The 26,167-nt window shown below is 48.7% G+C and carries 28 protein-coding genes and 1 pseudogene; 6 read left to right on the plus strand and 23 right to left on the minus strand.

Going from position 1 to position 26,167, the window contains the following annotated elements; genetic code table 11:
* The gene (locus MKX70_RS22175; RefSeq protein ID WP_340786134.1) at positions 1-375 is read right to left on the minus strand and encodes a BlaI/MecI/CopY family transcriptional regulator; all 375 of its coding nucleotides are present in this window, start codon (positions 373-375) and stop codon (positions 1-3) included.
* 162 nt (positions 376-537) lie between these two features.
* A complete protein-coding gene (locus tag MKX70_RS22180; protein WP_340840745.1) occupies positions 538-2,793 on the minus strand; it encodes an excinuclease ABC subunit UvrA in 2,256 nt (751 codons plus the stop codon).
* Positions 2,794-3,008: 215 nt separating this feature from the next.
* Here MKX70_RS22180 and MKX70_RS22185 point away from each other — a divergent pair, with 215 nt between their 5' ends.
* Both MKX70_RS22185 and MKX70_RS22190 read left to right on the plus strand, forming a co-directional pair.
* Positions 3,009-3,665, plus strand: coding sequence for an epoxide hydrolase family protein (locus MKX70_RS22185; RefSeq protein ID WP_340786141.1), 657 nt, complete (start codon positions 3,009-3,011; stop codon positions 3,663-3,665).
* 76 nt (positions 3,666-3,741) lie between these two features.
* Positions 3,742-4,014: an alpha/beta fold hydrolase gene (locus tag MKX70_RS22190; RefSeq protein ID WP_340786144.1), complete on the plus strand. Its 273-nt coding sequence runs from the start codon at positions 3,742-3,744 to the stop codon at positions 4,012-4,014.
* A 6-nt stretch (positions 4,015-4,020) separates the two neighbouring features.
* On the opposite strand, the gene MKX70_RS22195 is transcribed toward MKX70_RS22190, so the two are convergent.
* Positions 4,021-4,446 carry a MaoC family dehydratase gene (locus MKX70_RS22195; protein ID WP_340786147.1) on the minus strand — a complete coding sequence of 142 codons (426 nt, stop codon included), beginning with the start codon at positions 4,444-4,446 and terminating at the stop codon, positions 4,021-4,023.
* Between the two features lie 158 nt (positions 4,447-4,604).
* Here MKX70_RS22195 and MKX70_RS22200 point away from each other — a divergent pair.
* A pseudogene (locus MKX70_RS22200) lies at positions 4,605-4,751 on the plus strand (NADP-dependent oxidoreductase); the annotation flags it as partial.
* 371 nt (positions 4,752-5,122) lie between these two features.
* Here the strand turns inward: MKX70_RS22200 and MKX70_RS22210 are convergent.
* The 4 genes from MKX70_RS22210 to MKX70_RS22225 all read right to left on the minus strand — a co-directional run bounded on the left by MKX70_RS22210 (position 5,123) and on the right by MKX70_RS22225 (position 8,503).
* Positions 5,123-5,854, minus strand: a complete 732-nt coding sequence (locus MKX70_RS22210) for an SDR family NAD(P)-dependent oxidoreductase (protein WP_445323674.1) — start codon at positions 5,852-5,854, stop codon at positions 5,123-5,125.
* 150 nt (positions 5,855-6,004) lie between these two features.
* Positions 6,005-6,928 carry a metal ABC transporter substrate-binding protein gene (locus MKX70_RS22215; protein ID WP_340786154.1) on the minus strand — a complete coding sequence of 308 codons (924 nt, stop codon included), beginning with the start codon at positions 6,926-6,928 and terminating at the stop codon, positions 6,005-6,007.
* Positions 6,925-7,767 (minus strand): metal ABC transporter permease, encoded by an 843-nt coding sequence (locus MKX70_RS22220; protein ID WP_340840747.1) that lies wholly within the window; start codon positions 7,765-7,767, stop codon positions 6,925-6,927. Before MKX70_RS22220 ends, MKX70_RS22215 begins: the two co-directional genes overlap by 4 nt.
* Complete coding sequence (locus MKX70_RS22225) at positions 7,760-8,503, minus strand: metal ABC transporter ATP-binding protein (protein ID WP_340841685.1); 744 nt, start codon at positions 8,501-8,503, stop codon at positions 7,760-7,762. The genes MKX70_RS22220 and MKX70_RS22225 overlap by 8 nt, the downstream gene beginning before the upstream one ends.
* Before the next feature lie 214 nt (positions 8,504-8,717).
* Between MKX70_RS22225 and MKX70_RS22230 the strand changes: the two genes are divergently transcribed.
* The gene (locus MKX70_RS22230) at positions 8,718-9,140 is read left to right on the plus strand and encodes a GNAT family N-acetyltransferase (RefSeq protein WP_340840748.1); all 423 of its coding nucleotides are present in this window, start codon (positions 8,718-8,720) and stop codon (positions 9,138-9,140) included.
* Between the two features lie 113 nt (positions 9,141-9,253).
* Here the strand turns inward: MKX70_RS22230 and MKX70_RS22235 are convergent, their stop codons facing one another.
* The 5 genes from MKX70_RS22235 to MKX70_RS22255 form a co-directional block, all read right to left on the minus strand.
* Positions 9,254-9,805, minus strand: coding sequence for a sugar O-acetyltransferase (locus tag MKX70_RS22235; protein ID WP_340840749.1), 552 nt, complete (start codon positions 9,803-9,805; stop codon positions 9,254-9,256).
* Between the two features lie 35 nt (positions 9,806-9,840).
* On the minus strand, positions 9,841-11,076 hold the full coding sequence (locus MKX70_RS22240; RefSeq protein ID WP_340840750.1) for an MFS transporter: 1,236 nt from the start codon (positions 11,074-11,076) through the stop codon (positions 9,841-9,843).
* A gap of 207 nt (positions 11,077-11,283) precedes the next feature.
* Positions 11,284-11,757, minus strand: coding sequence for a MarR family transcriptional regulator (locus MKX70_RS22245; protein ID WP_039291759.1), 474 nt, complete (start codon positions 11,755-11,757; stop codon positions 11,284-11,286).
* Positions 11,758-11,810: 53 nt separating this feature from the next.
* Positions 11,811-12,482, minus strand: coding sequence for a bacillithiol biosynthesis deacetylase BshB2 (gene bshB2, locus MKX70_RS22250; protein WP_340840751.1), 672 nt, complete (start codon positions 12,480-12,482; stop codon positions 11,811-11,813).
* A 15-nt stretch (positions 12,483-12,497) separates the two neighbouring features.
* The gene (locus tag MKX70_RS22255; protein WP_340786174.1) at positions 12,498-13,379 is read right to left on the minus strand and encodes a LysR family transcriptional regulator; all 882 of its coding nucleotides are present in this window, start codon (positions 13,377-13,379) and stop codon (positions 12,498-12,500) included.
* 113 nt (positions 13,380-13,492) lie between these two features.
* Here MKX70_RS22255 and MKX70_RS22260 point away from each other — a divergent pair, with 113 nt between their 5' ends.
* Positions 13,493-14,872, plus strand: coding sequence for an MFS transporter (locus MKX70_RS22260; RefSeq protein WP_340840752.1), 1,380 nt, complete (start codon positions 13,493-13,495; stop codon positions 14,870-14,872).
* Positions 14,873-14,953: 81 nt separating this feature from the next.
* Here the strand turns inward: MKX70_RS22260 and MKX70_RS22265 are convergent, their stop codons facing one another.
* The 8 genes from MKX70_RS22265 to MKX70_RS22300 all read right to left on the minus strand — a co-directional run bounded on the left by MKX70_RS22265 (position 14,954) and on the right by MKX70_RS22300 (position 22,449).
* Positions 14,954-16,285 (minus strand): serine hydrolase domain-containing protein, encoded by a 1,332-nt coding sequence (locus MKX70_RS22265; RefSeq protein WP_340840753.1) that lies wholly within the window; start codon positions 16,283-16,285, stop codon positions 14,954-14,956.
* Between the two features lie 99 nt (positions 16,286-16,384).
* The gene (locus MKX70_RS22270; protein WP_340786182.1) at positions 16,385-16,693 is read right to left on the minus strand and encodes a hypothetical protein; all 309 of its coding nucleotides are present in this window, start codon (positions 16,691-16,693) and stop codon (positions 16,385-16,387) included.
* A gap of 51 nt (positions 16,694-16,744) precedes the next feature.
* Positions 16,745-17,287: a GNAT family N-acetyltransferase gene (locus tag MKX70_RS22275; protein ID WP_340786184.1), complete on the minus strand. Its 543-nt coding sequence runs from the start codon at positions 17,285-17,287 to the stop codon at positions 16,745-16,747.
* A 109-nt stretch (positions 17,288-17,396) separates the two neighbouring features.
* A complete protein-coding gene (gene bshB2 / locus MKX70_RS22280) occupies positions 17,397-18,104 on the minus strand; it encodes a bacillithiol biosynthesis deacetylase BshB2 (RefSeq protein ID WP_340841686.1) in 708 nt (235 codons plus the stop codon).
* A gap of 38 nt (positions 18,105-18,142) precedes the next feature.
* Positions 18,143-18,487, minus strand: a complete 345-nt coding sequence (locus MKX70_RS22285; RefSeq protein ID WP_042137271.1) for a YojF family protein — start codon at positions 18,485-18,487, stop codon at positions 18,143-18,145.
* Positions 18,488-18,979: 492 nt separating this feature from the next.
* Positions 18,980-20,059, minus strand: coding sequence for a hypothetical protein (locus tag MKX70_RS22290; protein WP_340786192.1), 1,080 nt, complete (start codon positions 20,057-20,059; stop codon positions 18,980-18,982).
* A gap of 383 nt (positions 20,060-20,442) precedes the next feature.
* A complete protein-coding gene (locus MKX70_RS22295; RefSeq protein WP_340840754.1) occupies positions 20,443-21,432 on the minus strand; it encodes a Gfo/Idh/MocA family protein in 990 nt (329 codons plus the stop codon).
* Positions 21,433-22,449, minus strand: coding sequence for a Gfo/Idh/MocA family oxidoreductase (locus tag MKX70_RS22300; RefSeq protein WP_340790201.1), 1,017 nt, complete (start codon positions 22,447-22,449; stop codon positions 21,433-21,435).
* A gap of 181 nt (positions 22,450-22,630) precedes the next feature.
* Here MKX70_RS22300 and MKX70_RS22305 point away from each other — a divergent pair, with 181 nt between their 5' ends.
* Positions 22,631-23,497, plus strand: coding sequence for a MurR/RpiR family transcriptional regulator (locus tag MKX70_RS22305; protein ID WP_340786196.1), 867 nt, complete (start codon positions 22,631-22,633; stop codon positions 23,495-23,497).
* On the opposite strand, the gene MKX70_RS22310 is transcribed toward MKX70_RS22305, so the two are convergent.
* From MKX70_RS22310 to MKX70_RS22320, 3 genes are read right to left on the minus strand one after another with little or no spacing between them, the layout of a single operon-like run.
* Complete coding sequence (locus tag MKX70_RS22310; RefSeq protein WP_340786198.1) at positions 23,492-23,845, minus strand: Asp23/Gls24 family envelope stress response protein; 354 nt, start codon at positions 23,843-23,845, stop codon at positions 23,492-23,494. The two genes, MKX70_RS22305 and MKX70_RS22310, sit on opposite strands and share 6 nt — an antisense overlap.
* 24 nt (positions 23,846-23,869) lie before the next feature.
* The gene (locus tag MKX70_RS22315; protein ID WP_042236414.1) at positions 23,870-25,291 is read right to left on the minus strand and encodes a sensor histidine kinase; all 1,422 of its coding nucleotides are present in this window, start codon (positions 25,289-25,291) and stop codon (positions 23,870-23,872) included.
* Positions 25,269-25,976, minus strand: coding sequence for a response regulator transcription factor (locus tag MKX70_RS22320; protein WP_042236412.1), 708 nt, complete (start codon positions 25,974-25,976; stop codon positions 25,269-25,271). The genes MKX70_RS22315 and MKX70_RS22320 overlap by 23 nt, the downstream gene beginning before the upstream one ends.
* Positions 25,977-26,167: the final 191 nt, after the last annotated feature.

Consider the following 26,167-nt stretch of genomic DNA (forward strand, 5'->3'; position numbering starts at 1 on the left):
CTACTTTTCCGAGAACCATTGCTTCAGCTCATCAATATCCTGGTCCGAGAGCTTGTCGCCGTCATACATAGCGGAGATCAGGTTCTTAACGGAGCCCTGATACAACCCGTCCAGAACATGCTGCGCTTCGACCAGCTTATACTGCTCAGGCGAAATCCCGGGAACATATTTGTTTAACCGGCCGTGCCTGGTGGCAATCAGAAACCCTTTATCCACTAACCGCGACAGAAAGGTGGATATGGTCTGCGCTTTCCAGTCCTTCCCCTTTTGCGCAAACCTGTTCAGCAGCTCAGTCGATGTTACAGGGGGTGTACCTGCCCAAATGGCTTCCATTAGCTCTAATTCCGTATCCGATAACTTTGAAACTTTGTTCAATGTGAACACCTCTTAGCTTCGTTATGCGTCCATAACGTTTATTACTACACTACGTAGTAGTTTTAATCTACTACATATTGTAGTGGATAGTCAAATGTACGCTCTGCTTTTATAAAAAAAAGAACCCGCATTAGATGCGGATTCCAGCATTTCAAACGACGATTACGCCAAATATCTTCCCGTAATTGAATGCTCCGCAAGAACAATCTGCGAAGGTGTGCCCTCGAATACGACCTCACCGCCTTTGCTGCCTCCGTCCGGTCCCATATCAATGATCCAGTCTGCCTGGCTAATCACATCGAGATTATGCTCGATGACGATCACCGTATTGCCGGCATCCACCAGCCGGTTCATGATCTCCAGGAGGTGCCCGATGTCGGACATATGCAGGCCAGTCGTCGGCTCATCCATCACATAGATGCTGCCCTTCTTATGCAGCTCGCTGGCCAGCTTAATGCGCTGGCATTCTCTGCCCGAGAGTGTGCTGAGCGGCTGGCCAAGTGTAATATAGTTCAGCCCCACATCACTCATAGCCTGAAGCTTGCGCACCACCTCTTTGAGCTGGAAGAACTCAAGAGCTTGTTCAACAGTCATCTCCAGCACCTCGGCAATGGATTTGCCGTTCAGCTTGTAGGCAAGCACTTCCTCCTTGAACCGTCTGCCTCCGCATACTTCACAGGGCAGCTTCACGCTGTCGAGGAAACCAAGGTCTGTGTACACGACACCAAGTCCCTGGCAATTCTCGCAGGCCCCCTTGGAGTTGAAGCTGAACAGCCCTTGATTCACCTTATTGGCCGCAGCAAAAGCCTTGCGGACATCATCCATAATCCCCGTGTAGGTAGCGGGATTGGAGCGTGTTGAGACGCCAATCGCCGATTGGTCAATAACGATCGTATCCGGATGCTGATTAAGAAAGACGTCATTAATCAGCGTGCTTTTGCCAGAACCTGCGACACCTGTTACCACTGTAAGTACTCCGGTGGGAATATCCACACTTACATTCTGCAGGTTGTGCAGAGAGGCATTCTGGATGGACAGCCTGCCGGAAGACGGTCTGCAATCCTGCTTCAGCTGAAGCGGCCGCTTCATATGGGTGCCTGTCAGTGTACCTGACTCCAGCAAGCCCTGGAAGCATCCTTCATAGACAATGTTACCGCCCCGGCTGCCGGCGTGAGGCCCGACATCGACAATATGATCCGCAAGCTTGATGACATCGGGATCATGTTCAACGACAATAACGGTATTCCCTTTGTCGCGGAGCTTCTCCAGCAGCTCATTTAGCCGGTGGACATCCCGCGGGTGCAGCCCGACGCTGGGCTCATCGAAGATGTAGGTCACATCCACCAGGCTGCCGCTTAGATGCTTCACCATCTTGACGCGCTGTGATTCTCCGCCGGACAGCGTATCGGTCTCACGGTCCAGCGTCAGGTAATCCAGCCCGATATCGACCAGATGCTGCAGCCGCTCCGCCAGCGACTTGACGACCGGAGCTGCGGCAGGTTCCTCTATCTCCCGGATGGTGCGGATGAGCTGACCGACTTCCATAGCGGACAGCTCCGCAATGTTCCTTCCATTGATCCGGCAGCTGAGCGCAGCCTGGCTAAGTCTTGCCCCGTGGCAGCTGGAGCAGGTGCCTTCGGTGATGAACGGGGCAACCATTTTTTGCGTACGCTCAGATTTGGTCTTCACATCCTGCTTGATGTACTTGCCCGTAAACTTCTCTATAACACCTTCTACCGTAATGTTGGTTGCCTTCCCAGCAAAATCCATCTTCACTTTCCTGGCCTTGCCGTGCAGCAGCTGTTCCAGCTCCGACTCTGAATATTCGCTCAGCTTCTTGTCCAGATCGAAGTCACCGGCCTGCACAATCATGTTCCAATCCCAGCCGCCGACCGAATAGTCCGGCAGCATAAGGGCTCCATCATTCAACGATTTCGACATGTCTACTGCCCGGCTCATATCGACACCGAGCTTGCGGCCGATCCCGTTACATTCGGGACACATCCCCTGCGGATCGTTGAACGAGAACATGTTCACTCCGCCTACATGAGGCTGACCCACTCTGGAGTACAGCAGACGGAGAATTGGCGAGATGTCAGTGATTGTGCCCATCGTGGAATGAGAACCGCCGCCCAGCCGCTTCTGATCTACGATAACAGCCATGCTCAGGTTCTCGATCCCGTCTGTATCCGGCTGCGGATAACGCGGAAGGAAGGTTCGCACGAACATGCTGAAGTTCTCATTGAGCAGCCGCGTCGATTCAGCAGCGATCGTATCGAAGACGATAGATGACTTGCCTGAGCCGGATACTCCGGTGAAGATGGTGATTTTCCGTTTCGGGATCCGCAAGGACACGTTCTTAAGGTTGTTCTCCCTTGCACCAGATATCACGATATACTCCTGATTCATTTCGTTCATGCTTAGTATTCCTCCAGACGAGATCGTTTTGTTTGTTTTGTTTCTATTGTCTTTAGCTTTTGTTTACATCTTTGCCCCATGATTTTAAGAAGATATATGATAGTTATATTGTTGCTGTAGCTGTTACACTAAAGGAGAGAGAGTCTGATATCTATTGAACGGTATAAAATGAGGGTTCTGACTGGGAACGGGGTTCGGATCAGGGTTATTTGTGGTTGCTCATTGCGTATTGGCGGGAGCAGTTTGATTGGCGCGCCAGAGAAGCCGAGGTGAACCGCTTGTCACATTTTCGCTGTACCATCGATGGAATGGATGTGCATTTCGTGCACGAGCGGGGCAAAGGTCCTAACCCGCAGCCGATTATTCTTACACACGGATGGCCGGACAGCTTTGTGCGATACGAGAAAATTATCCCTATGCTTTCGGACCCTGCCCGTTATGGAGGGAATCCCGAGGATTCCTTCGATGTCATTGTCCCTTCCGTACCCGGCTTCGGCTTCTCAAATGGCCTGAAACGCGCTGGTGTAAATAATGCCTATGTTGCTGAGCTGTGGGCCAGACTAATGACTGAACAGCTGGGCTACGCGAAATTCGCTGCGGCAGGCGGGGATGTCGGCTCTGGTGTTACACGGTATCTGGCATTCAACCATCCTGAGCTTCTGAACGGCATACATCTTACCGATATCGGTATCATCCGGAATCTCCTGGCTGTGCAGGATAAGTCAGGGCTTACTGAAGTAGAGCTCCTGTATATCAAGAATACTTCGCAATGGATAGCTGATGAGGGCGGGTACATGTCGATTCAATCGATGAAATCACAGACGCTTGCTTACGGACTGAACGACTCACCTGTGGGATTGGCAGCTTATTGAGAAATTCCATGCATGGAGTGATTGCAAGGGTGACCTAAGGAACAGCTTTAGCGAGGATGAACTGCTTACGAATATTATGATCTATTGGGTTACCAATACAGCAGGTTCAACTGCGGATATCTATTACGAGAACACGCATTCACTGCCGCCTCTCGGGCGTATTGAGGTGCCCACCGGAATAGCTATTTTCCCGGGAGATATCGCCTTGCCTCCCCGGGAATGGGCTGACCGCAATCTGAATATTACCCGCTGGACAACCATGCCCAGCGGCGGACATTTCACAGCCATGGAAGATCCCGCGCCTCTGGCGGAAGACATCCGTGAATTCTTCAGAGCATTAAGAGGATAAAAGATTTCACTGCTTCACCAGCACAGACAGCTCGCCCTCAAAAACCTGATCGTCTGAGCTGGTGAACGTTGATAATAACACCGTAACCAGGCCTGTTCCATTCCGCTTCTCTTCTACCCCGGTCACTTCAACCATGGTATACAATTCATCACCCGGATAGACGGGGCGTATGAATTTAATGTTGTTCATCGCAGTTCCGGCAATAACCTCATCCCCATAGCTGCCTGTCTCCACCCACAGCTTAAACGACACAGCCAAGGTCTGTATTCCTGAAGCAATGATTCCGTTGAATCGGCCTTGTGCTGCCTTCTCTTCATCCAGATGCATATATTGCGGATCAAATTCGCCGGCAAATCTGATGATATCCTCCTTGGTTATGCGCTGAGATTGGGTTCTAAACACTTGTCCGATATAAAATTCATGAAACCGCATGATTGCACCTCTTGAAGTAATTTTGCTCAGTTATTTTAGAGTAGGATTATATCACAGATCCGGAATTTTGGTTAGACAGGGGCAAACTAATCATCGTCCGGTCTAATAATGCCCATATCTGTTCGGCCATCACTGAAGCCGCTGCTGCGCTTACGGTAGCCTTGACGGCCTGGCAGGCACTTTTTGAGCACGGCAAGCTTCAGCCAGGTCAGCGTGTTCTCATTCATGGAGGTGCTGGTGGTGTTGGACATGAAGCCATTCAATTAGCCAAGCATTCTGGCGCTTATGTAATTACGACAGCAACCGGACTACGTGACAAGAATATCCGCACCTGTAGATAGGGTTCTGGATACAGCTATGCTGGGGAGAAAACAGAAATAATCATCTCTCCATGCTATTTCAACGAAAATTCTATTGAAAATTAACTTCCTGGTCCGGGCTAATCTCCAGTCGTTACACCGGATCATCGTACCTAAAGGATATTCAAAATCACATTCGCCCATAAATGTGAAGCCAAGCTTACGGCAAATGGCTTTAGAAACTTCAGGCAAGTTTCTTCTATAATAAACCGCACTTTAGACTGAATCAGCCAATCAAAGTTGTACGGATCACAACTTTGATTGGCTGATAGCAGGGTGCATTGGAGAATTGCTGCATTTCATACAACAATCACCCCTTACCAAGGCAGCGTAGTACCCGCATAGTCAATCAGAGTGAGCTCTTGCTGCCCGTAATCCGGCTTCAGGCGATTCTCCATTCGTTGCAGAATAGACCCGGCTGATTCATCAGCGGTGAGGCTCCCGGTTGTATCCAGCTTCCCTTGCATATAAGTCTGGACATGCCCGGGATGGACAACCATTACCTTGCCGCCCTGCGCCGCTATCTGATTCTGAACTAACTGAGACTGCATATTAAGCGCCGCCTTGGACATGCAGTAAGCGTACCAGCTGGTGCGCCAGCAGGTTCCAATACTGCCAGCTTCTGATGAAATGTTGACGATCAGCTTGCTGTCACTCCGGAGAATAGAATCAATTAAGCTATTCGACATCCGCAGCGAGCCTAGCGTGTTCACCCGGAAGACCTGCTCCATTTCACCAAAATCCAGCGTATCCTGAATCGTCTTGCTCATATCTCCCAGGATCGCCCCGTTGTTAATCAGTATATCCACCCGGTCCGTGCAAGCTGCAATAGCCTCGACCGCTTGTTGTACACTTTTTGCGTTGCTTATATCCAGGTTCAGCACCTGCAGCTGCTCTTCATAGCTTGCCTTCAGCTGTTCCAAGGCTTCATTGGTCTCCTGCAGATACTGCCCGGCAAACACATGATACCCCTGCTCCAGTAGTGCCTTAACCAGACTCAGTCCAACGCCCCGGTCGGCCCCCGTAACTATAGCCCATCGATTCTCCAACAGGCTCACCTCCTGTCCAATTTCTCTTAAGTGAAATGCTGTACACCCGTTGATTATACGAGACTAGGCGTGGCATATCCATAAAAACAAAAAAAGAGTGTTCCAAGAAGCGGATTTCGCCTTTTGGACACTCTTCATGTACATTTACCTTCATTTATCAGGTGACAGTCCTTCGATGACCTTGTCAATATTCCATTGAATCATCTTAATGTAGGTGTCGCCGTCTTCCCCTTTTTTAGCTAAAGAATCAGTGAAGATCTTAGAATGTATAGGAACTCCTGTCTCATTAGAGATGGTTTCCATCGTCTTGGGATTCACGCTCGTCTCCAGGAATAACGCTGGCACCTGATTCTCTTCAATAATACTGATGATCCGTTTCATTTGCTCCGGCGTCCCTTGACTGTCCGTATTAATCTCCCAGATGAACGCCGATTCGAAGCCGTAAGCCTTCGAGAAGTACTTGAATGCCCCTTCGCTGGTAACAAGAATCCGTTGTTCCTGCGGGATCTTATTTACTTCCTCTTTGGCGTATTGGTCCAGCTCATTCAGTTCCTTCACGTAGGCTGTCTGATTGTTAAGATAATACTCCTTGTTGTCCGGGTCCTGTTCAATTACACGTTTGGTGATCACATCCACATACTTAATGGAATTCTGGATATCCAGCCAGGCATGGGGGTCCACTTGCGTTTCCTTGCCTTTCTCAGTCAGATACATCGGGGTCACTTCATCAGAGACAGCAAAGGCAACCTCGTTCTTGTTCGTCACCTTCAGCAGGTCCTGGAACCATCCTTTTCCCGTCTCCAGATTCAGGCCGTTATAGAAAATCAAATCTGCGCTGGACACCTTGCCCGTATCTGCGGGTAATGGATCGTACATATGCGGGTCTGTTCCGATGGGAACCATACTGTATACTTCAGCTTTGTCCCCGACAATATTCTCGGTCATATCCGCGATGATGGAGTACGTGGCAACAATCTGCAGCTTATCCTCACCCGCTTCCCCCTCATTAGCGTTAGAACAAGCAGCGAGCAGTGAGATCAGAACGATAGAGGATAGCCATTTGAGTTGTTTCATCCTTGCTTCAGCCCTTTCCTTAAGAAATTATTTTTGGGTGACAGTATGAAGGAGACTGCGAACAGGCTCACACCCACCAGCACTATCGTGGCACTTGTCGGGAGATTAAAGCCAAAACTGAGATACACACCTACAATTCCCGATACCGCACCCACCGCAGAGGCTAAAACAATCATGTGGATCAGCGTGTGGGTCCATAAATAGGAGGTGGCTGCCGGGATTACCAGCATTGCAATGACCAGCACAATCCCCACTTGCGATAACGAGGATACCGTAACTACAGACAGCAGCATCATCAGCAGATAATGGTAGAAGCCTGTTTTTAAACCATAAGCCTTGGCTACTACCGGATCGAACGAACTGATCAGCAGCTCTTTATACAGCAATACAATAATGGCAATCACAACGAGCATGATGATGAAAGATTGCGTTAACTCAGACTGCGGAACGGCGAGGATATTCCCGAAAAGAATATGAGTCAGATCCAGACCGCTTTTGGCAAAAGTAATAAGAACTATCCCCAGGGCGAAAAATGAACTGAGTATAATGCCGATGGAGGTGTCGCTTTTGATCGTACTGCGGCTTGTAATGAATTGAATGAGGATGGCGGCTAACAGGCCAAACAGGGATGCGCCCAGCAGGATGTTGATCCCCAGTATGTAGGACAACGATACACCAGGCAGTACAGCATGAGATAAAGCATCGCCCATCAGCGACATCTTCCGGAGAACAATGAAGCTGCCCAGCGCTCCCGATACAATGCCCAGGATGATGGCGGATAAGCCGGCGTTAAGCGCGTAGACCGGGATGTTGAACAAATCTGACATAACATTAATCATGTTCGGCCCCTCCTGCCCCTTTGATGATCACATTGCCCAAGGAGGCACCATAGGCCGCGCGGATATTCTCGGTAGTGAAGGTATCTTTCACATCTCCAAAGGCGATCAGTTTTTTATTCAGGATAATAATTTTGTCAAAATACTCTTCCACCTCATGCAGATCATGGTGAACAACGAGAATGGTTTTGCCCTCTTCGCGAAGATGCTTAAGCAGATTCACGATAATCTTCTCACTGACCATGTCGATCCCGACAAAAGGTTCATCCAGGAAAAAGACGTTTGCCCCCTGGGCGAGTGCCCTGGCAATAAAGACCCTTTGCAGCTGTCCGCCGGATAAATTGCTGATTTGTTTATTCGCAAGATCGCTTATATCCACCATCGCCATACATTCCTCGGCCCGTTCCCGTTCTTTTTTGCCGGGGCGCTGGAAGATTCTCAGGTTCGGGTACGTTCCAGTCAACACTGTATCCTTCACCGTGATCGGAAACGTGAGATCAATATCGTTTTTTTGCGGCACATAGGCAATCTTCCGTTTGTACTCCGAAATATCCCTTCCCTCAACCCTGACCGAGCCAGTTCTCTTCTTAATCACTTCTAATAATGCCTTAATCAGTGTTGATTTCCCTGCGCCATTCGGTCCGATGATACCCACGGTATGCCCGAACGGGATCTCGAGATTCACATTCTCCAGTGCTGAACTGCCGAAATAATCAACGTTTAGGTCTTTAATCTCGATCATATGCTAACTCCTTATCTGCTAATAGCTGTCTGAAATCTGATGTAATTATGAGTCTGAATACTTATTGTTTCCTGAATGAAACAATAAGTTGTGAATACATAATAGTTTCCTGTGGGAAACATTTATTCTCATGAACAATATATTTAACTAGAGGCAAATTGTCAATAATAATTTAAATTTGTGTTACAATTTCAGCAGAAAGGGTGGTTGCATGTTGAGAATCGCAGATTTGAACCTGGAGCAGAACAGTCAGGAAATATCGGGATTACTGGAGGAGCACAGCCGGCGGATGGATGATACTATCCCGCCCTATGAGCGCGAAATCCTCTCGCTGGCAGCTTATGAAGGAGATACATATGTTGGGGGTATTACTGGAGATATGGTCTGGAAGATTCTAAGTGTTCATCTGCTGGCCGTCGATCCCGCCTATAGAGGCAATGGATTAGGCGGAATATTGCTCAAGGAGCTGGAAGACAGAGCCCGGTTGCGCGGCTGTAAAGTGAGTGAATTAACCACCATGAGCTGGCAGGCTCCGCGCTTTTATCAGAAGCAGGGGTACGAGATTTTCGGTGAGATCCATGATTGTCCCCAGGAAGGCCAAACGAAATATTATTTGAAGAAAATTCTCGAATAGCACGCAAAAATGCTCCCACACTGCCTGGGAGCATTTCTTTTATCTGAGTAGAATATGAGTTCATTGCCGATTTCAATTGAAACTCGTAGTGGGTGTGCATGGACCGCTGAGAGCTACCTATGTGCTATAATTCTGCATGGGCTGCCTACTGCTATGACGTTATCGGGAATATCCTTGGTCACCACGCTGCCAACTCCGATCACTACATAGTTACCTATGGTTACACCGGGATTCACTATAACATTGCCGCCTATCCAGACATTATTGCCGATCGTTATAGCAATACCGTACTCATATCCTGAATTTCTGGAATCCGGATGGATGGGATGTCCTGCGGTATAGAGCGATACATTCGGAGCAAACATGACATTATCACCGATGACGACTCTGCCGACATCAAGAATAGTACAGTTGAAATTAGCATAGAAATTATTCCCCACAGAGATATTTGTCCCATAGTCACAGTGGAAGGGCGCTTCGATATGAACTACGTCCCCTGTCTTGCCGATAATCTCCCGGATCAGTGTTGCTCTCTCCTCTTCTTCATCGGGACGGAGCAGATTGAACTGATGGAGCCTCAGTCTGGCTGTTGTTCTCTCTTCCGTAAATCCATCCAGCCAAGCTTTATAAGGGAGACCTGCAAGCATTCTTTCTTTCTGGTTCATTGTTTGTTCCTGCCTTTTCTTGGCTGCAAGACATTTTACATAGTTACATGCGTTCTCTTGTATAGAACCGGTATAGCCGCTGCGATTAGGATCATCCCCATAACAGCGGGCGCGGCATGTCCAAGCGATACATAGATTTGCCCCCCAATGAGAGGCCCGATCATCCTGGCCAACGCCTGAATCGATTGGCTGCCGCCTTGAATCCTCCCTTGTTCGCTCGAATCGGCAGACTTGGAGAGCATCCCGTTGAACGAAGGTCCAAAGATCGAATCACCAAAGCCGAAGATGAACATTCCAGCAATGAAAAGCGGATAGAACGTAAAGAGAGACGAAACGGCAATGAACCCATAGCCTATAATCTCCGAGACCATTCCCAGAATGGCTATCTGTTTATCATTTAATTTCTTCAGAAGCTTGGGCATAATGAAGCCCTGTGACAGGATATCCTGGAAGCCCATAATGGAGAACATCAGTCCGATGATTGCCGGCTTCCAGCTGAAGGTATCCATTGTAAATTGTGAGAACACAGCCTGCAGGGATCCATTGGGTATCCATAGCAGGAACGCTGAGATAAGCAGTCTGTTTAGATTCTTCATGGAGAGCAGACTGGCCAGCTGTGAGAATGGATTCAGTCTTACCAAGGTAATCTCTTGCAGTCTGTTATTCTTGTCCAGGCTCTCCGGCATGAACACAAGTCCATATACAACATTCAACAAAGTAACAACCGCTCCAAAATACATCGGCACAGCATAGCCAAACTTGGCAAGTAATCCGCCTACACTTGGGCCAATGATGGTGCCTGCACCTACTACCGCACTCACCCAGCCAAAGTACTTCGTTCTCTGCTCCGGAGGAATAATGTCTGCAAAATAGGCAAAAATCGTGCTGATGCTCCCGCCTGTTATACCTTCTATGATCCGTCCGGCGAACAGTACCCATAGAGCTCCTCCTAAGCCAAAGATAAAGTACCCGATTGCAGAACCTAACAGGCATAGTAAGAGCAACGGACGGCGGCCGTATTTGTCGCTTAGTGCTCCAAGCACCGGAGCCGCAAAAAACACGCAAAAAGCATAAACGGAGGTCAGCAGTGTAACCATTATCGCTTGTTCTCCCGGACTGCTGGTATAAGGCTGCACTAAGAATGGTACGACAGGTGCGATGATGCTGAAGCCTATTCCGCACAGAAATACAGAGATGAGACCGAAGATTAAAGCATGTCTGTCTACGGTTTGTTCTGTGTTCTGTATAGGGTGTGATCTGGATTTGAACATGTACTTCTCCCTTCAAACGTCATGATTATGTTTCCTAGGAAACATAATCATCCTACTGCATTTTTGTTTCCTCGTCAACAAAAAATGCAATATCAAAATCTCCAGGGGCGCCCCTCAGTCCGCTTCACCCGCAGCTTTCTATGCAATAAAAAGACAACCGTTCTCGAAAGAGTCCGGCTGCCTGAGGTTTCATTATCAGTATTCAATTCATTCCGATTTCAAATCTGCACCGAGTTTTGTGATTTCTGTATCCAAATGCCTGCTATACTTCTCAATGAAGCCAAGCATGTTGTCATATTGCTCCTCGGTTACCTGCTCGAATACAGCTTTATCCCGCTCGCGGAACTCCTGATGCAGCTCCTCATGGACTTTGCTGACCGCTTCCCCTTGCTTCGTAAGCCTGAAATAGATTTCTTTCTTATTATCCGGCTTCTGGTAGCTTTCGATATAGCCCTTTTCCATGAGCTTCTTGGTTATTTTACTTATGGCACTTCTAGTCATATAAAAATGCTCCGCAAGTATGGTCACGTTGGAATCCGCATTTTGCCCGATATATTCGATGCAATGTACCTCAGAGGGCTTGTACCCCTTAAGACTCTCTTCCATCTTGGATTTATTCAGCCAGCTCAGCTTGTTAAATAAATCCCTGAAATTCATCAGGACCTGTTCTTCTTTGTTCATGGCCTGCCCTCCCGACGCCTTAGTGCATAAACATTATTATTTTATTGTAGCACTTATACCCGGTAGGTCCAAAAGGATTCCCGTCCGAAGCGGATTTGAATCTCCTCCGCGGTCAGCTCCCGGCTTCCCACAAGCTCCGCCGCTTGATATTGCGAACGGTGGGACTGAATTGAGGCCATTTTCTTCGCTAGGAATGCAGTTACGTCTACGTTCACATCCGCCGGGCCGATCATCTGCTCATGGTTGCTGGAGAACGCTATGCAGTGCACTATTGGCCGCTGCGCAGCCGGGAGCCTGCTGACCGCCCGGATGACAGCGGCTCCGGTTGCATCGTGATCGGGATGGACACTATAGCCGGGATAGAAAGTAATTACGAGCGATGGGGTCAATTCCTTGAGCAGTGCCAGCAGTGTATTATCCAGCAGCTGCGGGTCTTCGAATTCGATCATTTTATCGTGGAAACCAAGCATCCTTAAATCTTGTATGCCAATCGCACGGCAGGAGGCTATCAATTCTTCCTTGCGGATCTCCGGCAAAGTCACCCGATTCGCGAATGGCGGGATTCCCATGTTCCGTCCCATCTCTCCTAAGGTCAGACAGGCATAGGTCACCTTCGAACCGCTGTCTATGTACTTCGCCAGGGTTCCTGCAGCAGCAAAGGCTTCATCATCGGGATGCGGAAATACAACTAGAACGCGCTTATGCTCATTTTGATTCGTATCCATGGGTCACAGCCTCCTTCATTCTTCATTGTTTCCATTAAAATATTCAATAACAACGTCACGGAATATCCGTCCAGCCTGTGAAATGTAGCGGCTTTTAAGCCATAACAAGGCGATTTCCCTGACCAGTCCCTGATCCTCAACAGGGATCAACACTATATTATCCTGGGCATTCTTGGCCGTGCCGGGTATGAAGGCTAAGCCGATTCCGGCTTCCACCAGGGCGACGAGCCTTGCCGGTTCATCCCCTTCATACACATACTGTGGGGTAAATCCTGCGGATTGGCATACGGAGTCCACCAAATCACGAATCCCGTAGCCTCTTGTGACACCGGCAAACCATTCATCCTTGAGCTCTATTAGCGATAAGCTCTGGCGGCCTGCCAAACGGTGCCCCGCTGGAACGGCAACATAGATAGGGTCGGTGCAGACGATTTGACACTCCATATCTTCTCCCCATACCGGAGGTGAAGACAAGCAGAAATCGACCTCTCCCCTTCGAAGAAGGGTAATCATCTCCTGCATGGACAGCATTTGTACGTGAAAATGGACAGCCGGCAGCTTTTTGCGGAATTCCCGGAGAATATTAGGCAATGTGCTTGCGGTGGTGACGGCTAATTCAAGTGTATCCGGTTCCAGGCTGGACAGATCTCTAAGCTCCTGCCTCCCCTGCTCCAATTCAAACAAGGCCTTCTCCGCACGCTGAAGGAATCTGCTGCCGGACTCATTTAAGCGCAGCTTCCTCCCGGTCCGGTCAAACAAGGGAACCCCAAGATCCTCTTCCAGGCGCTGAATGGTCTTGCTGAGCGAGGACTGAGTCACATGCAACGTAAGTGCAGCCTCGGTCATATGCTCTAAACGGGCCACTGCGATGAAATATTGCAATTGAAGAAGTTCCATATCCCGCCTCCATTCATTCCCTCAAGTCTATGAAATCATAACATAAAATGCGTTGGAGTAAATAACCCATTTCAAGTACGATATCCCTAACGCAATGATAGGGGGAAATTACAATGAATACCCGCAGCTGGTGGTTAATGATATCCGTCGGGCTGGGAATCCTGCTAAACCCGCTCAACTCTTCAATGGTTTCTGTGGCTATACCACGATTACAGCATCAGTTCCAGCTTGATTATACCGTAGTTTCCTGGATTATCTTCTCATTCTATATTGCCAGTGCGGTTGCTCAACCTGTCATGGGCAAAGCCAGTGATCTATTCGGCCGCCGGACCATCTTTCTTACCGGGCTGATTATCGTCTTCGTTGCTTCTATATTAGCTCCTTTGGCTCCGGGCTTCGGGTGGCTGATCGTATTCCGGATTGTACAATCCGTTGGAACCAGTATGGTGGTGGCGGTAGGAATGGCCATTGTACGGGTGCATATTACGGAGAAGCAGGCTACCGCGCTGTCTGTTCTGTCTATGTTCACATCGGGAGCCGCAGCTATTGGGCCTTTTATCGGAGGGGTACTGATTCACTTATGGGGCTGGTCGTCCATCTTCTTCATCAACGTTCCCTTTGTGACGGCAAGCTTTGTGTTAGCCTGGAAGACTATTCCTAAGGACCAGCCGCTGGCGGCCGCTGCCAATAAGCTGTCTGTACGCCAATGGATGAACCGTATGGATGTAACTGGTATTCTGCTATTCTCTGTAGGTCTGGTTGCCCTGCTAGCTCAACTGCTGTCTGCCAAATCCGCCGGACATGTCTCTTTATTCAATGTTATAGCCGGACTTGCCGGACTCGTTCTCCTTGTATTCTTCGTGCGGCATGAGCTCATCGCCAAGTCGCCCTTTATTCCGCTGCGGACTTTCGCGAGCTATCCGGCGCTGACTTGGGTCAATTTCCAGTTCATGCTGGTTAATCTTCTGTTTTATTCTGTCTTTTTCGGCTTGCCGTCTTACCTGCTGCTGGTTCGTCATGTCAGCGAGTTCCACACGGGAATTCTTATGTTAAGTCTGGGGTTATGCTCACTGGTAGTCTCTCCGCTGGCTGGGAAATGGATTGATATGTCCGGGCCAAGGCCCGCCATGGTAGTATCCGCAATCCTTATGACACTCGGGTCAGTATGGATCGTGATGTTGAATCCCTCATCTCCGTTAATCAGCATATGCCTCGCTCTGGCGGCCTTCGGAATCAGTAACGGACTGAACAATGTCGCGATGCAAGCCGCCTTGTTCAACAGTTCCCCCAAAGACATCATCGGCGTATCCTCCGGATTATTCAGTACGTCCAGATACTTCGGGACCATCCTCTCGTCGTTGCTGATCGGCATCGTGATGGGGAATCAGTTCAGCTTCGGCGGATTCCGGGTACTGGGGATCATCCTCACCGTTGTTGCTCTGTCTCTGGTATACATGGGCTGGCGGCGTATGGATTCAGGGCAGCAACTATAGAATCTTATAAAAAGGCTCCTCCGCAGTCCTTGTGACTGTCGGAGGAGCCTTGATAAGTTCATATTAAGTATCTGCAAACGTCTAGGCTTCTGCCATAAGCCCCTTCAGTCTTCCTGAAACAGATTCACTATCAGGGAAGATTGCGGCGGCACAGGTAAGAACGCGGATAGCTTCTTCACGGTGGCCCCTCCAGCTTAAAGTATCGGAGACGCGCACAAATTCAAAATCAACATAATAATATTTATTTTGCTCCAAACTATTGATACGCTGGTATTCATCAAGTGCCTTATCGACTCCATTGGTTACAGCAACCTTGGCAACGCGATGTGCCATCGACTGCTTGAGCTGACTAATATCTGAACCCAGCAGCAGATCAAGGATTGGGTAGGTTACGCTGCCCAGCCATACATAGTCACAGTTGGTCATTATAGAGATGCCGATATGATCATCCGGGAACAGAATCAGGTCACTCAGAAAGCCGGTATCCCATCCGGAATGCGAGAGAATCCGGGAGCCCTTATACTCACCCAGGAACCAGCCCAGCCCGACATGCCCATGTTCAGGGTCCCAGCCTGTAGCCATAGTAGGATTCCACATCTGATCATAGCTGCCGGGCTGTAAAGCGTTATACCGGTCCTTTGCCTTCCCCTGACCCAGCTGCATCAGCATATATTGGCTCATATCTTGGGCGTTGGTATACAGCGTGGAACTGGGAGCATGCGCCCTGTTGTATGGAAACACCTCACTTACGCCGGGGCCGTACCCTGTTGAATTCCTCAGCACATGAGGAGCAGCTAGAGCCGCTTCCACCTCCTGCTTCAGAAATGAACTGGATGTCATCCCCGCCGGTTCAAGAATATGCTCATACATATACTGCTCAAAGCTCAGCCCACTGACCTTGGCGATCAAATCCCCCAGAATCTCATAAGCGATATTACTATAAGCAAATTGAGTGCCGGGTTCGCTCAGCAGCTTGTGACGGCTGACGCTTTTCACGTACCGTTCGAGACTCTCTTCATCGTATTCAGGCCGGTCCCAGGCATAATCCTCTTCATCCGGCATGCCGGAGGTATGGTTGAGCAGCTGTCCTACTGTAACCTGAAGATAACGTTCATCCTCCATTTTGAAATACGGAAGATAGTTCGTGACGGGCGAATCCAGCTCTACCTGTCCGCGTTCCACCAGCTGCATAACCGCCGTAACTACGAATGTTTTGGAGACGGAGGCTTGATGAAACAAAGTGCTGCTAGCCACAGGCTCACCTGTCGCCACATTGGCTGTTCCATACTCACCTGTGAAGATAACCTCGTTATCTTTAACAATGCCTATAGCTAATCCCGTAAACGGTCCATTCTCAACAAAATCGGTTAACATCTCGTGCAACGCACTTTCGATCGTCCGATAGATATTCATTCCATTGCCCCCTAAATGTGCCATACTCATTGGACAAATATAACATCACCAGGTGTTACTTAATGTGTAATAAACAGATTAACCTGAACTTTCCCTCAGCTACCCTTCAACCACGTCAGCCCGCAGGGCGGTGGCAACCTCAAGCATTACAGGAACGATGGCTTCTGTTGAAAGGGCTACGTACAAATCCCCCATGTACAACCGGAAAGGGAATTCCATCCCCTCATAGCTCCACATGAAAAATTCACCTTCAATGGACATCGTGCTCTCGGGTCCTTTTACGGTTAAGACGTGTGAGTACGAGAAATCGGGTTTGTCTGCAAAATACTGTGTGCACTCTTCCAAAGTAATGGCTTGCTCTGCATTACCTTCCTGCATCGAACGGGTGATACGCAAACGCTGACTCATTAATGAACCTCCGAAATTAAGAATATGAATGCTATGACTGCATTGCTTCTGTTAGATAAGATCTGACGGATTGAGAATCGCCAGAATCTGATGATCCTCCCATACTCCCCTGATTTTCACGTTGCGCTGGGCAATTCCTTCCTTGTGGAACCCGGCATTCTCCAGGACACGGATTGATCCGGGATTTGCGGGGGAAGCTTCCCCTGTGATCCGGTGGAACTTCAGCTCCTCGAAGGCATAGTGTACTACTTGCTTCACAGCTTCCGTCATGTAGCCTTTTCCGTTATAATCCTTATCCAGGCTGTACCCGATCATGCAGCTCTGCAGCGGTCCCCGCACAACAAAAGACAACCCTACGGTGCCGATAATCCGGTCATCTGCCTTATGACATACCAGGAAATCGTATCTTTCGTCCTCTGCCCTGTCTTCCTTATACTGTGCAATCTTGTCGCGCTGGTATTCTTCTGTATAGAACTCATCAGGAACATCAGGCGAATGTTTCTCAAAAAACTCCCGGTTGCGCTTGTACATCGCTGTAAGCTCACCGGCATCTGTATCCTCAGGGAACCGGACGTACACTTGTTGTTCCGTCATCTGTAACACTCCTATCGAGCTAAATTCATCACATAATTCATTGCATCTTCGAGAGTAGCTGCAATATAGTCCAGCTTGGTACCGGAGCATTGTTCTCTGTACTTAGCACTTATGTCTGCGCACACAGCATTTCTCCTCTCGGTTTTGCTGCAATGATATCCCCGAACTGGTAGGTCCAGAACCGTTCTGTGCCGAACTTGCTGCGGATTACATCATCTGTTATATCACGGCCGCCAAGAAGCTTGTCTGCTTGGAACTGGGAGCTGTGCGATAGAATAGACTTAATCTTCACAGCGAGGAATGAGGTCACATCTATAGTTACATCCGCTTTCCCGATCATCTTCTCATGATTGTTAGAGAATGCAGAGCAATGTACAACTGGCCTTTCTGTCAGAGGTAACCGGGCAATGGTCCGAATAACAGCAGCGCCGGTGGCATCATGATCAGGATGGACACTGTACCCCGGATAAAAGGTAATGACTATCGACGGAGCCAGTTCCTGAATCAGCTGCATAATCTGACTATCCAGCAGATTCGGGTCTTCGAACTCGATCATTTTATCATGGAAGCCGAGCATTCTTAAGTCTTGAATACCTATTGCCTGACAGGACGCAGCGAGCTCCTCCTTACGGATCGCCGGCAGGGTAACGCGGTTCGCGATTAATGGAACCCCCATGTTGCGGCCCATCTCGCCGAGTGTCAGACAAGCATAAGTAACCTCAGCCCCTTCTTCAATGTACCTAGCCAAGGTTCCGGATACAAAGTACGCCTCATCATCGGGATGGGGAAGTACAACTAAGATCTTCTTATTGTCCATAGGTCTGCTATTCACGGTTGCTTGATCCTCCATTTGCATTAAAAAGGGTTCCGGCTAAGCTGCAATGCCACAATCAGCTTGCCTTGATTATCATGTCCGGCCAGGATTAGCCGCTCAGTTTCGTTCTCATCCACATGGGTAAGCCCTTCTGCATAAATCCAGCCCTGCTCTGTCTTCAGGCCGACCCGGTAAGGACCCGTTCCCGAAATAGAGCCGTGCGTGTAGCGGATAAGTGCATTACTGATAAACGCCGATCCCGGCGGACGCGAGCTGTCAATGTGACTGGCATAAGCACCAGTTGTGAGCTCCAGGTGTATATAAAGGTCCTGACCGGTGAACCGGTCGATTTGAGTTTGGATGTCTTTGGGGTGAATTAGCTGCATATTGTCCTCCTACAGTGTACGATTATGAATATTTTCAATAGCTTGTCCAGAGCCAGTGAATTCATTATACAAGAAAATTATTGAGCATGAAACGAAATAGTCCTTGTAATCACTGTCACCAACATCCCTCCTTGTGCATATGCTAAAGCCATATTGCTTACAGGAAGGAAGCTGAATGAATTGCTACGTACGGACCCGGTATATCAGATTCTGAAGTTGCTTGAAGAAGAGAAGGAACCCCGCTTCAATCAAATAGGGATGAACGAAAGAGATTTCAATATTACCCTGACCCATATTCACGAAGCCGGTTATGCTAATTCAGGTGAGTTAACTCACTCAGGCCTCAACTATATTCATGGGTATGAACAAAGGTTGAAATTTAAAATTAACCAGTCCCTGCAGAATTCTTAGTATTGTATTCCAAAAGAAAAAGCCTCAACGGTGAGGCTTTTTCAGTGAAGTACCATTTACAAATGACTTAGGCACAATCATCTACAGTTCATAATAATATTTCAGCTTGTTATTAACGAAATACAGATATTGATGGCCGTATACGATATATCCCAAATCTTCGTTATAGCTGTCGGGCTCTCCCCATGACAGATAGACCTGTTCAAACGTCATGTCGGTAATGATCCGCTCATCGCGGATAGCAGCCCATACGGCATCACTGCTGGGATAAGCTGTTCTAGGATTCTTAAAGTAGAATAGCTCCTTAAGGTAATCAACAGGGTTAACGGTCGTGTCTAGACTGATATAGATTTCCTGACCGTTCGCCCGGCGGATCTGTACCTCTAAACCGCCATCACCGGGACTGGAACGGAAATCTTTGACCGTAACCTTCTCCATGTTCTTAAAAGGACTTTCCGGAATCTTTGCATTTACAGCCCATGCCGAATCACCGTTGAAATTCTCTTTGAAAGCAAAGAGATTCTCTTCCGTGTACAACGTGTCGGTCTCACTGTCGTCCAGATCTAGCGTCCAGGTTATTCCAGCTTCGCTCAGCATGGTGAAAGTAGAAGTATTAGTATCATCCGCGTATTGAACATCGGTCACCCAGTGGCTGCCGGGATGTGCATATAGATAGACCTTCTTGCCCACAGCCTGGCCCATTGTTCCTGGAAGCTTGCTGATGGCGTAGAGCATACTGTTGCTCTTTATTTTGCCTTCTTCCGTACTCCAGATGAACAGTGTATACGAGCTGGTGGCATACTTGCCGTCTATGGCTCCAAGCTTAAGCAGTGTTTTGAACGCGACATAGTTGGAGTTTTTATACAGTATGGAATTGTCCTTGTTCAACTTCGCGCTTCCCTTACTTCCGGTGATTGTCACAACAGAGGCTGCGGTAGCAACGGTAAAGCCGGGAATCTGATTCAGCAGCTTCACAGGGACATAAGCCGAACCATTGACGAGTACAGACTTGGATGCCGAGATCATAAGTGTCCCGTCCACAAATGTGGAAATCTCCGTGTACTTCGATGCTGCGGCTGCCGCTGCCTGTCCGGTGCCTCCCGGATACCCCAGTCCGATCATGAGCAACAGTGTAGTGAGCAGTAATACAATCTTTTTCATAGTTGTTCTAGTTCCTTCCCCCAATGGATATAAGCTGCCCCTGGCTGTACGCTGGATTAGCTCAAATCAGATAATTCGACAATAAGTTAATTATTTCCTGCTTGTTCCTTGATTCATCAACTTTCTGTAGCACAGAATACAACATTTCCCTCGTAATATCGGCGCAAATCCAAAATTGTTGTCTACAGCCATAAAACAGCTGGCACCTGTGGAACGTATTCCGGGGTACCTGCTGTTTTATCTGCTTCGTTAGTTGAATCCACTTCTCCATTACACTCTGCCTTGAAGAGTTCTCTGCTGATGAGATTTCCGGTGACATTCCTCTGAAAAGATAAACAAAAGAACAGAGCTTCCCCCCCAACCGGAAGAAGCCCTACTCTTTATTATCCGCGGTCTGATCCAAATACAAGCCCGGCGCTGGCCTTCGCCTGCTCAATAACCCGCATCACCCGCTCACTGTGTGCGAGCATTTCCGCGGCCGTCTTTCTGTCTTGCTCTCGGATGAATCGTTCGAAGTGAAGGAATTCGTCATACATCCGGTGGGGGTGATCCTTGTGATCCACGCGGACGGGCTTCTCCCGGTTAAGGACATAATCGTAGGAGTCGCATCCACTGGCAGAACCATTGATCTGAATGTACCCTTCCGTCCCCTGAATGTTCACTGCACCTGGAGCTGAGCTGTCTTTGGCACCAATGCAGACGCATTTGAAATCTCCATAGTCCAGCAGCAGCATCCCCGACGTATCGATTCCCCGTTCCATGTTCGCCCGGTATTCCACGTACTGTGGACTTCCGAAGAAGCCGACAACCAGATGGATATTGTAGATATTAATGTCCATCAAGGCGCCGCCGGACATCTCCGGATTGAATGCAGGCAGTATCTCACCGCGTTTGAAAGCATCATAACGGGAAGAATACTGCGAATAATTGCACGTCACCATTTTAATGGAACCGAGACCAGCCAGCTGCTCCTTCACCGCCGTAACATTGTTCAAATATTGATTCGAGATGGCTTCAACCAGGATAAGCTCCCTGTGTTCAGCGATCTCTTTCAGCTCCAGAAACTCCGCCAGATTAGACGTGAACGGCTTCTCGCAGATGACATGCTTGCCGCTAAGCAGCGCCTCCTTCATGAAGGCATAATGCAGATGATTCGGCAGTGCTACATAGATGGTATCCACGTCTGTATCCTGAAGCATAGCGCTGTAATCAGTATAGAGCTTGGCTATCCCGTACTGGTCCTGCAGCTCCTGCAGAGCGCCTTCCCTGCCGGGTCTGGCGAACACGGCTGTCAGTGATATTCCCGGAATCTCTCCGATGAAGCTGAGCAGATCCTTGACAATCATTCCGGCTCCGGCTATTCCTAGGTTCATTTAGCGGCACCCCTTCATTCCCTGCTCCAGAATCTGCATAACGCCTATGGTCTCTTCATCCTTAATCAATTTATCCGTGCCGAGGACGATGGCATCATAGATCCCGTCATACACCCTGGCATAATCGCCTTTGGCTGAGGAGACCTTCTCTTCATGGTACTTGCCCTCATCATCGAGATACGTTAGAATACCATAATGCTCCGGCAGGTCAATACCGAAGTCACTGTGACCCTCAGGCAGGTGAAATAACTTCAGATGCTCCTCCTGACGGTCCTTCGTCTGCTTGACGAACACACCTTTTTTACCATAAAGTACGAAGCTTGGCCGCTCTTTGAGCCGGAAGTAGCTGGATTTAACCGATACTTTTAGCGAAGGGTAGAAGAAATCCAGATCGAAGTAATCGTTCATCTGCTGCGGTCCCAGCAATTGGCGGACGTCGTAATGAATGGTATCCGGTTTGCCGAAGTATGACAGCACCTGATCAATGGTATGACATCCATGTCCATACAAGTAACTGTAGTACACAGAGAATGGAGTTGAAGCCGGAACCTCGGGACGATAGTAATCAAAGTGCATTTCCACTTCCAGCAGATCTCCAAGCTTACCGGATTCTATAACCTGCTGTGCGGTGAGGAAATCTGAGTCATAACGTCTGTTCTGGTAGCACTGAATGACAAGATTCCGCTCTTTGGCATACTGAAAGATAGAGACTGCTTCTTCTTCCGTCAGCATAAAAGGCTTCTCCACCAAAACATGCTTGCCGTGATCCAGCGCCATTCTGGCATAATGATAGTGGGAATCGGTGTTGGTGCACACTACAATCAGCCGGATCTCCGGGTCGTTCATTATGGATTCAAGATCGTCCGTGTATTCAATCCCGGGCACTCTGGGCCATTCCGCTTTCGTAAGCGTACGGGCATAGATCGTCTTGACCTTCAAGTGATCGCGGTTCATGGAAAATGGAAGGTGGTAGCGGTTGGTGCTTTTGCCGTTGCCGATATAGCCGAGTGTTAACATCATAATTCCTCCTCTTCTCTTTCATTAATTATAGAAAAAAAAGACCCGCCGTGAAGACTTAGCAGGCATAACGGTACAATTATCCGTTCATATGTAATTACCGCTATAAATCCTTGAACATTATGTTCAGAGCCGGGTCTGTTATAGCTTAGAAATTCAATTCTTGAGGTGAGCCTTAGTCATGAAGCTGCTGCTGCAATTAAAGGAAATGAACCATTTTACCCCCAACGAACGAAGCATTGCTGCGCATATCCTGACCCATAAGGAAAGTATACTGCCGATGTCCATACAGGAGCTCGCCAAAGCTACCTATACCTCGCATTCGGCGATTAACCGCCTGACGCATAAACTCGGACTTGCGGGCTATAAGGAATTCATTCTAAAGCTGGCCCGGGAGTTCCAGATGGATGTCCATAGCATTTCTAATGTGGATGTCAACTATCCGTTTGAGCATGGTGAAACTCCCATCCAGGTAGCCAAAGAAATTGCGGAAGTAATGAAGGCAACCATTGAGAAGAATTTTGCCTTCCTGGAGGACGCCCAGCTTGCTAAGGCCGCAGAAATTCTGGACCGGTCCGGCAAGATCTTCATCTATGCGCTGGGCGATTCCGAGATCCGGGCGAAGAGCTTCCAGAATAAATTAATCAAAATCAATAAATACGCCGTGATTGCGACGGAGCTGTCGGAGTGGGAATATCATACGGTTAATCTTACGCAGCAGGACTGTGCCATTTTCTTAACCTATCACGGGTTATCGGCAAATAATTTGCAGGCGGCAAAGTACTTCACGCGCAACAGCATTCCCTTTATCACCATCACCGCTGCTCATGGTACGGAATTGGCCAAGCTCAGCACACTGTGTATCCAAGTGCCTGAGGATGAAGTGAAGCATGCCAAGATTGGCACCTTTTCCTCGCAGATTGCCTTTGAATATGTCCTAAATGTCATCTATTCCTGCATCTATAGAATTAACTACTCGAAGAATAAACTGGCTGCCCGGCAGGTCGTGAAGGATTTCTATACCGATGACGTGAAAACAGAGCTATAAGTTGGGAAAAGCGAGCTTATCAACCTTAATATTCACGATTGGCGGAGTCAGACCCAGCATATGCTCAACAGCCTGATGGACGTTATCTTTAAGAATCTGGCATACCTCAGGAATCTTGTATCCGTAGTTAATAATGATATCCAGCTGAATCGCCACGGCTTCATCCGTAACATCCACTGATAATCCATTGGTGCCAATCTTACCGCTTAGGCGCCGGGCCAGATTCCCGCTGACCGGGTTGCCGGACATTCCGGCAATGCCCGGTGTTTCGGTAACTGCATAGCGGATTATACTTGAAATCACCCGGTCAGAAATCTCCACAAGCCCCTTGAACGTATCCTGCTTCATTATTATTCCTCCTCGTATAGTTATTTATCTGGGAATCCGGATCATGAACACCGTCGGCTCCCCTTCCCGGCTCTCCAGGATCAGAGAACCGCCCATCTTCTCAACGTTCTTCTTGGCTATGGATAACCCTAGACCTGTCCCCCCGCTTGCTGTCGTCCGGGCTTCATCTCCCCGTACAAACGGATCAAAGATCGTGGACCAGAGCTCCTTGGGAATGCCCACTCCATTATCAGCAATCTCGATCCGGACATCTGTATCCTCCGGAATAACCGTCACACGGATGCGTGTCCCTTCAGGATTATAGGCAAGCGCATTGGAGATCAGATTGTTGATCACGCTTGCGAACAGCTCCGGATCATAATGGGCATACACCTGTTCTTCAGGCACCTGCAGCTGCAGCTCGAACTCTTTTTGCTCAATTTCACCGTAGGTATCGGCGATAATCTCCCGCAGCTGATCCCCCAGCTCCAGCCGCTCCACGCGAAGAATGAAATCCGGTGATTCCAGCTTGAGCAGGTCCAGCATATGCTGAATCAGCTTCGTCACCTGTACGGATTTGGTATAAATATAATTCAGGTATTTGGTCTGCCGTTCAGGGTCCGTAACCCGTCCTTCGATCAGCGCCTGTGCATAACCCTGAATACTGGTAATCGGTGTCTTCAGATCATGTGACAGATCGACCATCAGCCGCTGCTTGCTCTTCTCGGCCTGCCGCTTCTCCTCCGTAGTCCGCTCAATGACATCCGCCATATAGTTGAAGCTATTGCCAATCCGCAGAAATTCCGTCTCCGCATAGAGGGCAATCCGTGTATTGTAGTGCCCTTCCATCATACGGTTCATCCCCAGATTTAGAACCCGCAGCGGCTTCTTGATCCTTCTGGAGACCCAGTAGCTATATACAAAAATCAGCATTAGAATCAGACCGCTGACCACAAACACATAAAAGAACACCGAATGGTTCAGATAGGCCATCAGCATTTCGTTGTTAATGGATACGCTGACCACATGGCGGGGAATCTTGAGCAGCAGCCAAGCCACTCCGCTGTCACTATCCACTTGAGAAATGGAGTAGTAATAGGGCTGATCGCTGCGGTTCTCCAGCCCCTGGAACAGACTGTTCTCATCATAGCCCATAGTCTGATCCTGCTTATCTCCAATAACGCGGATAACCTGCTTGCCCGAATCGAGCAGCTCCAGCCACCCTCCGCTTTGCAGCAACCGGTCGCTCTCCGGTCCCTGGCCCAGCTCGTTACGGTAATCTCCAGCTTCGACCGACAGATCGGGATCGGGGATCAGTTTCTCCATGATGACGTGGGTGATATCCTTCTGGATGAACAGATAGACCACCAGTACAAGCATCACCAGCATACAGTTGAACAGCAGAAAGTCGATCGTCAGCGACGTTTGCAGCGGGCGGTTATCTCTACTTTTCCACGGGTGCTTCAATTTTGTACCCCAATCCCCTGATCGTCTTCAGGTATTCCGGTTTCTTGGAATCACGCTCGATCTTATCGCGGATATTGCTGATATGCACCATAATGCTGTTGTCCTCATAGACATAGAAGTCTTCCCAGACGGCCTCATAAATCTTCTTGCGCGTAAATACCCGGCCCGGCTGCTCCATCAGCAGTTCGAGGATTTTGTATTCGGTAGAAGTCAGCGCTACCGGTTCGCCGGATACCTCAACCTGACAGCTGCTCCGGTCAAGCGTTAACCGTCCGAGCACAATCTGTTCTTTCGTCTGTTCTTCTTCTATAGCCTTGGCATCGAACTGATGCACCCGCCGCAGCAGAGCCCCGACACGGGCAACGATCTCCAGCGGATTGAAGGGCTTCGAGATATAATCGTCTGCTCCCAGCTCAAGACCTAAGATTTTATCATGATGCTGGCTCTTGGCTGACAGGAACAGCACCGGGAAATGCTCATGCTCACGAATCCGCTTCAGCAGCTGCAGCCCGTCCATCCCCGGCATCATAATATCGAGAATAGCCAGATCTATCTTGTTATTCTGCATCTGCTTCAGCGCCTCGATTCCGTTCTGTGCTTGCAGAATGTTGTATTCCTTCTCCAGATACAGCTGCAGAAGCTCTACAATCTCCGATTCATCATCAGCTATGAGAATGGTATACATGGTGAAATCCCCCTCTATCTAGTTGTGCAAGCTGCGCTAACTGTAACTATAGCCTGCCATTCTTAATCCAGTCTAAACCAAATCTAAAGAATAGCTAAAGATTAATGCTGCTTTTCTTAAGAAATGATATCCCGAATAAGACAAAAAGAACAGCCTGGAGCAGCCATTAAGCTGCTTCCCGGTCTGTTCTT

Origin of the sequence: Paenibacillus sp. FSL R7-0312, assembly GCF_038004445.1 — a bacterium.
Classification (GTDB): domain Bacteria; phylum Bacillota; class Bacilli; order Paenibacillales; family Paenibacillaceae; genus Paenibacillus_AQ.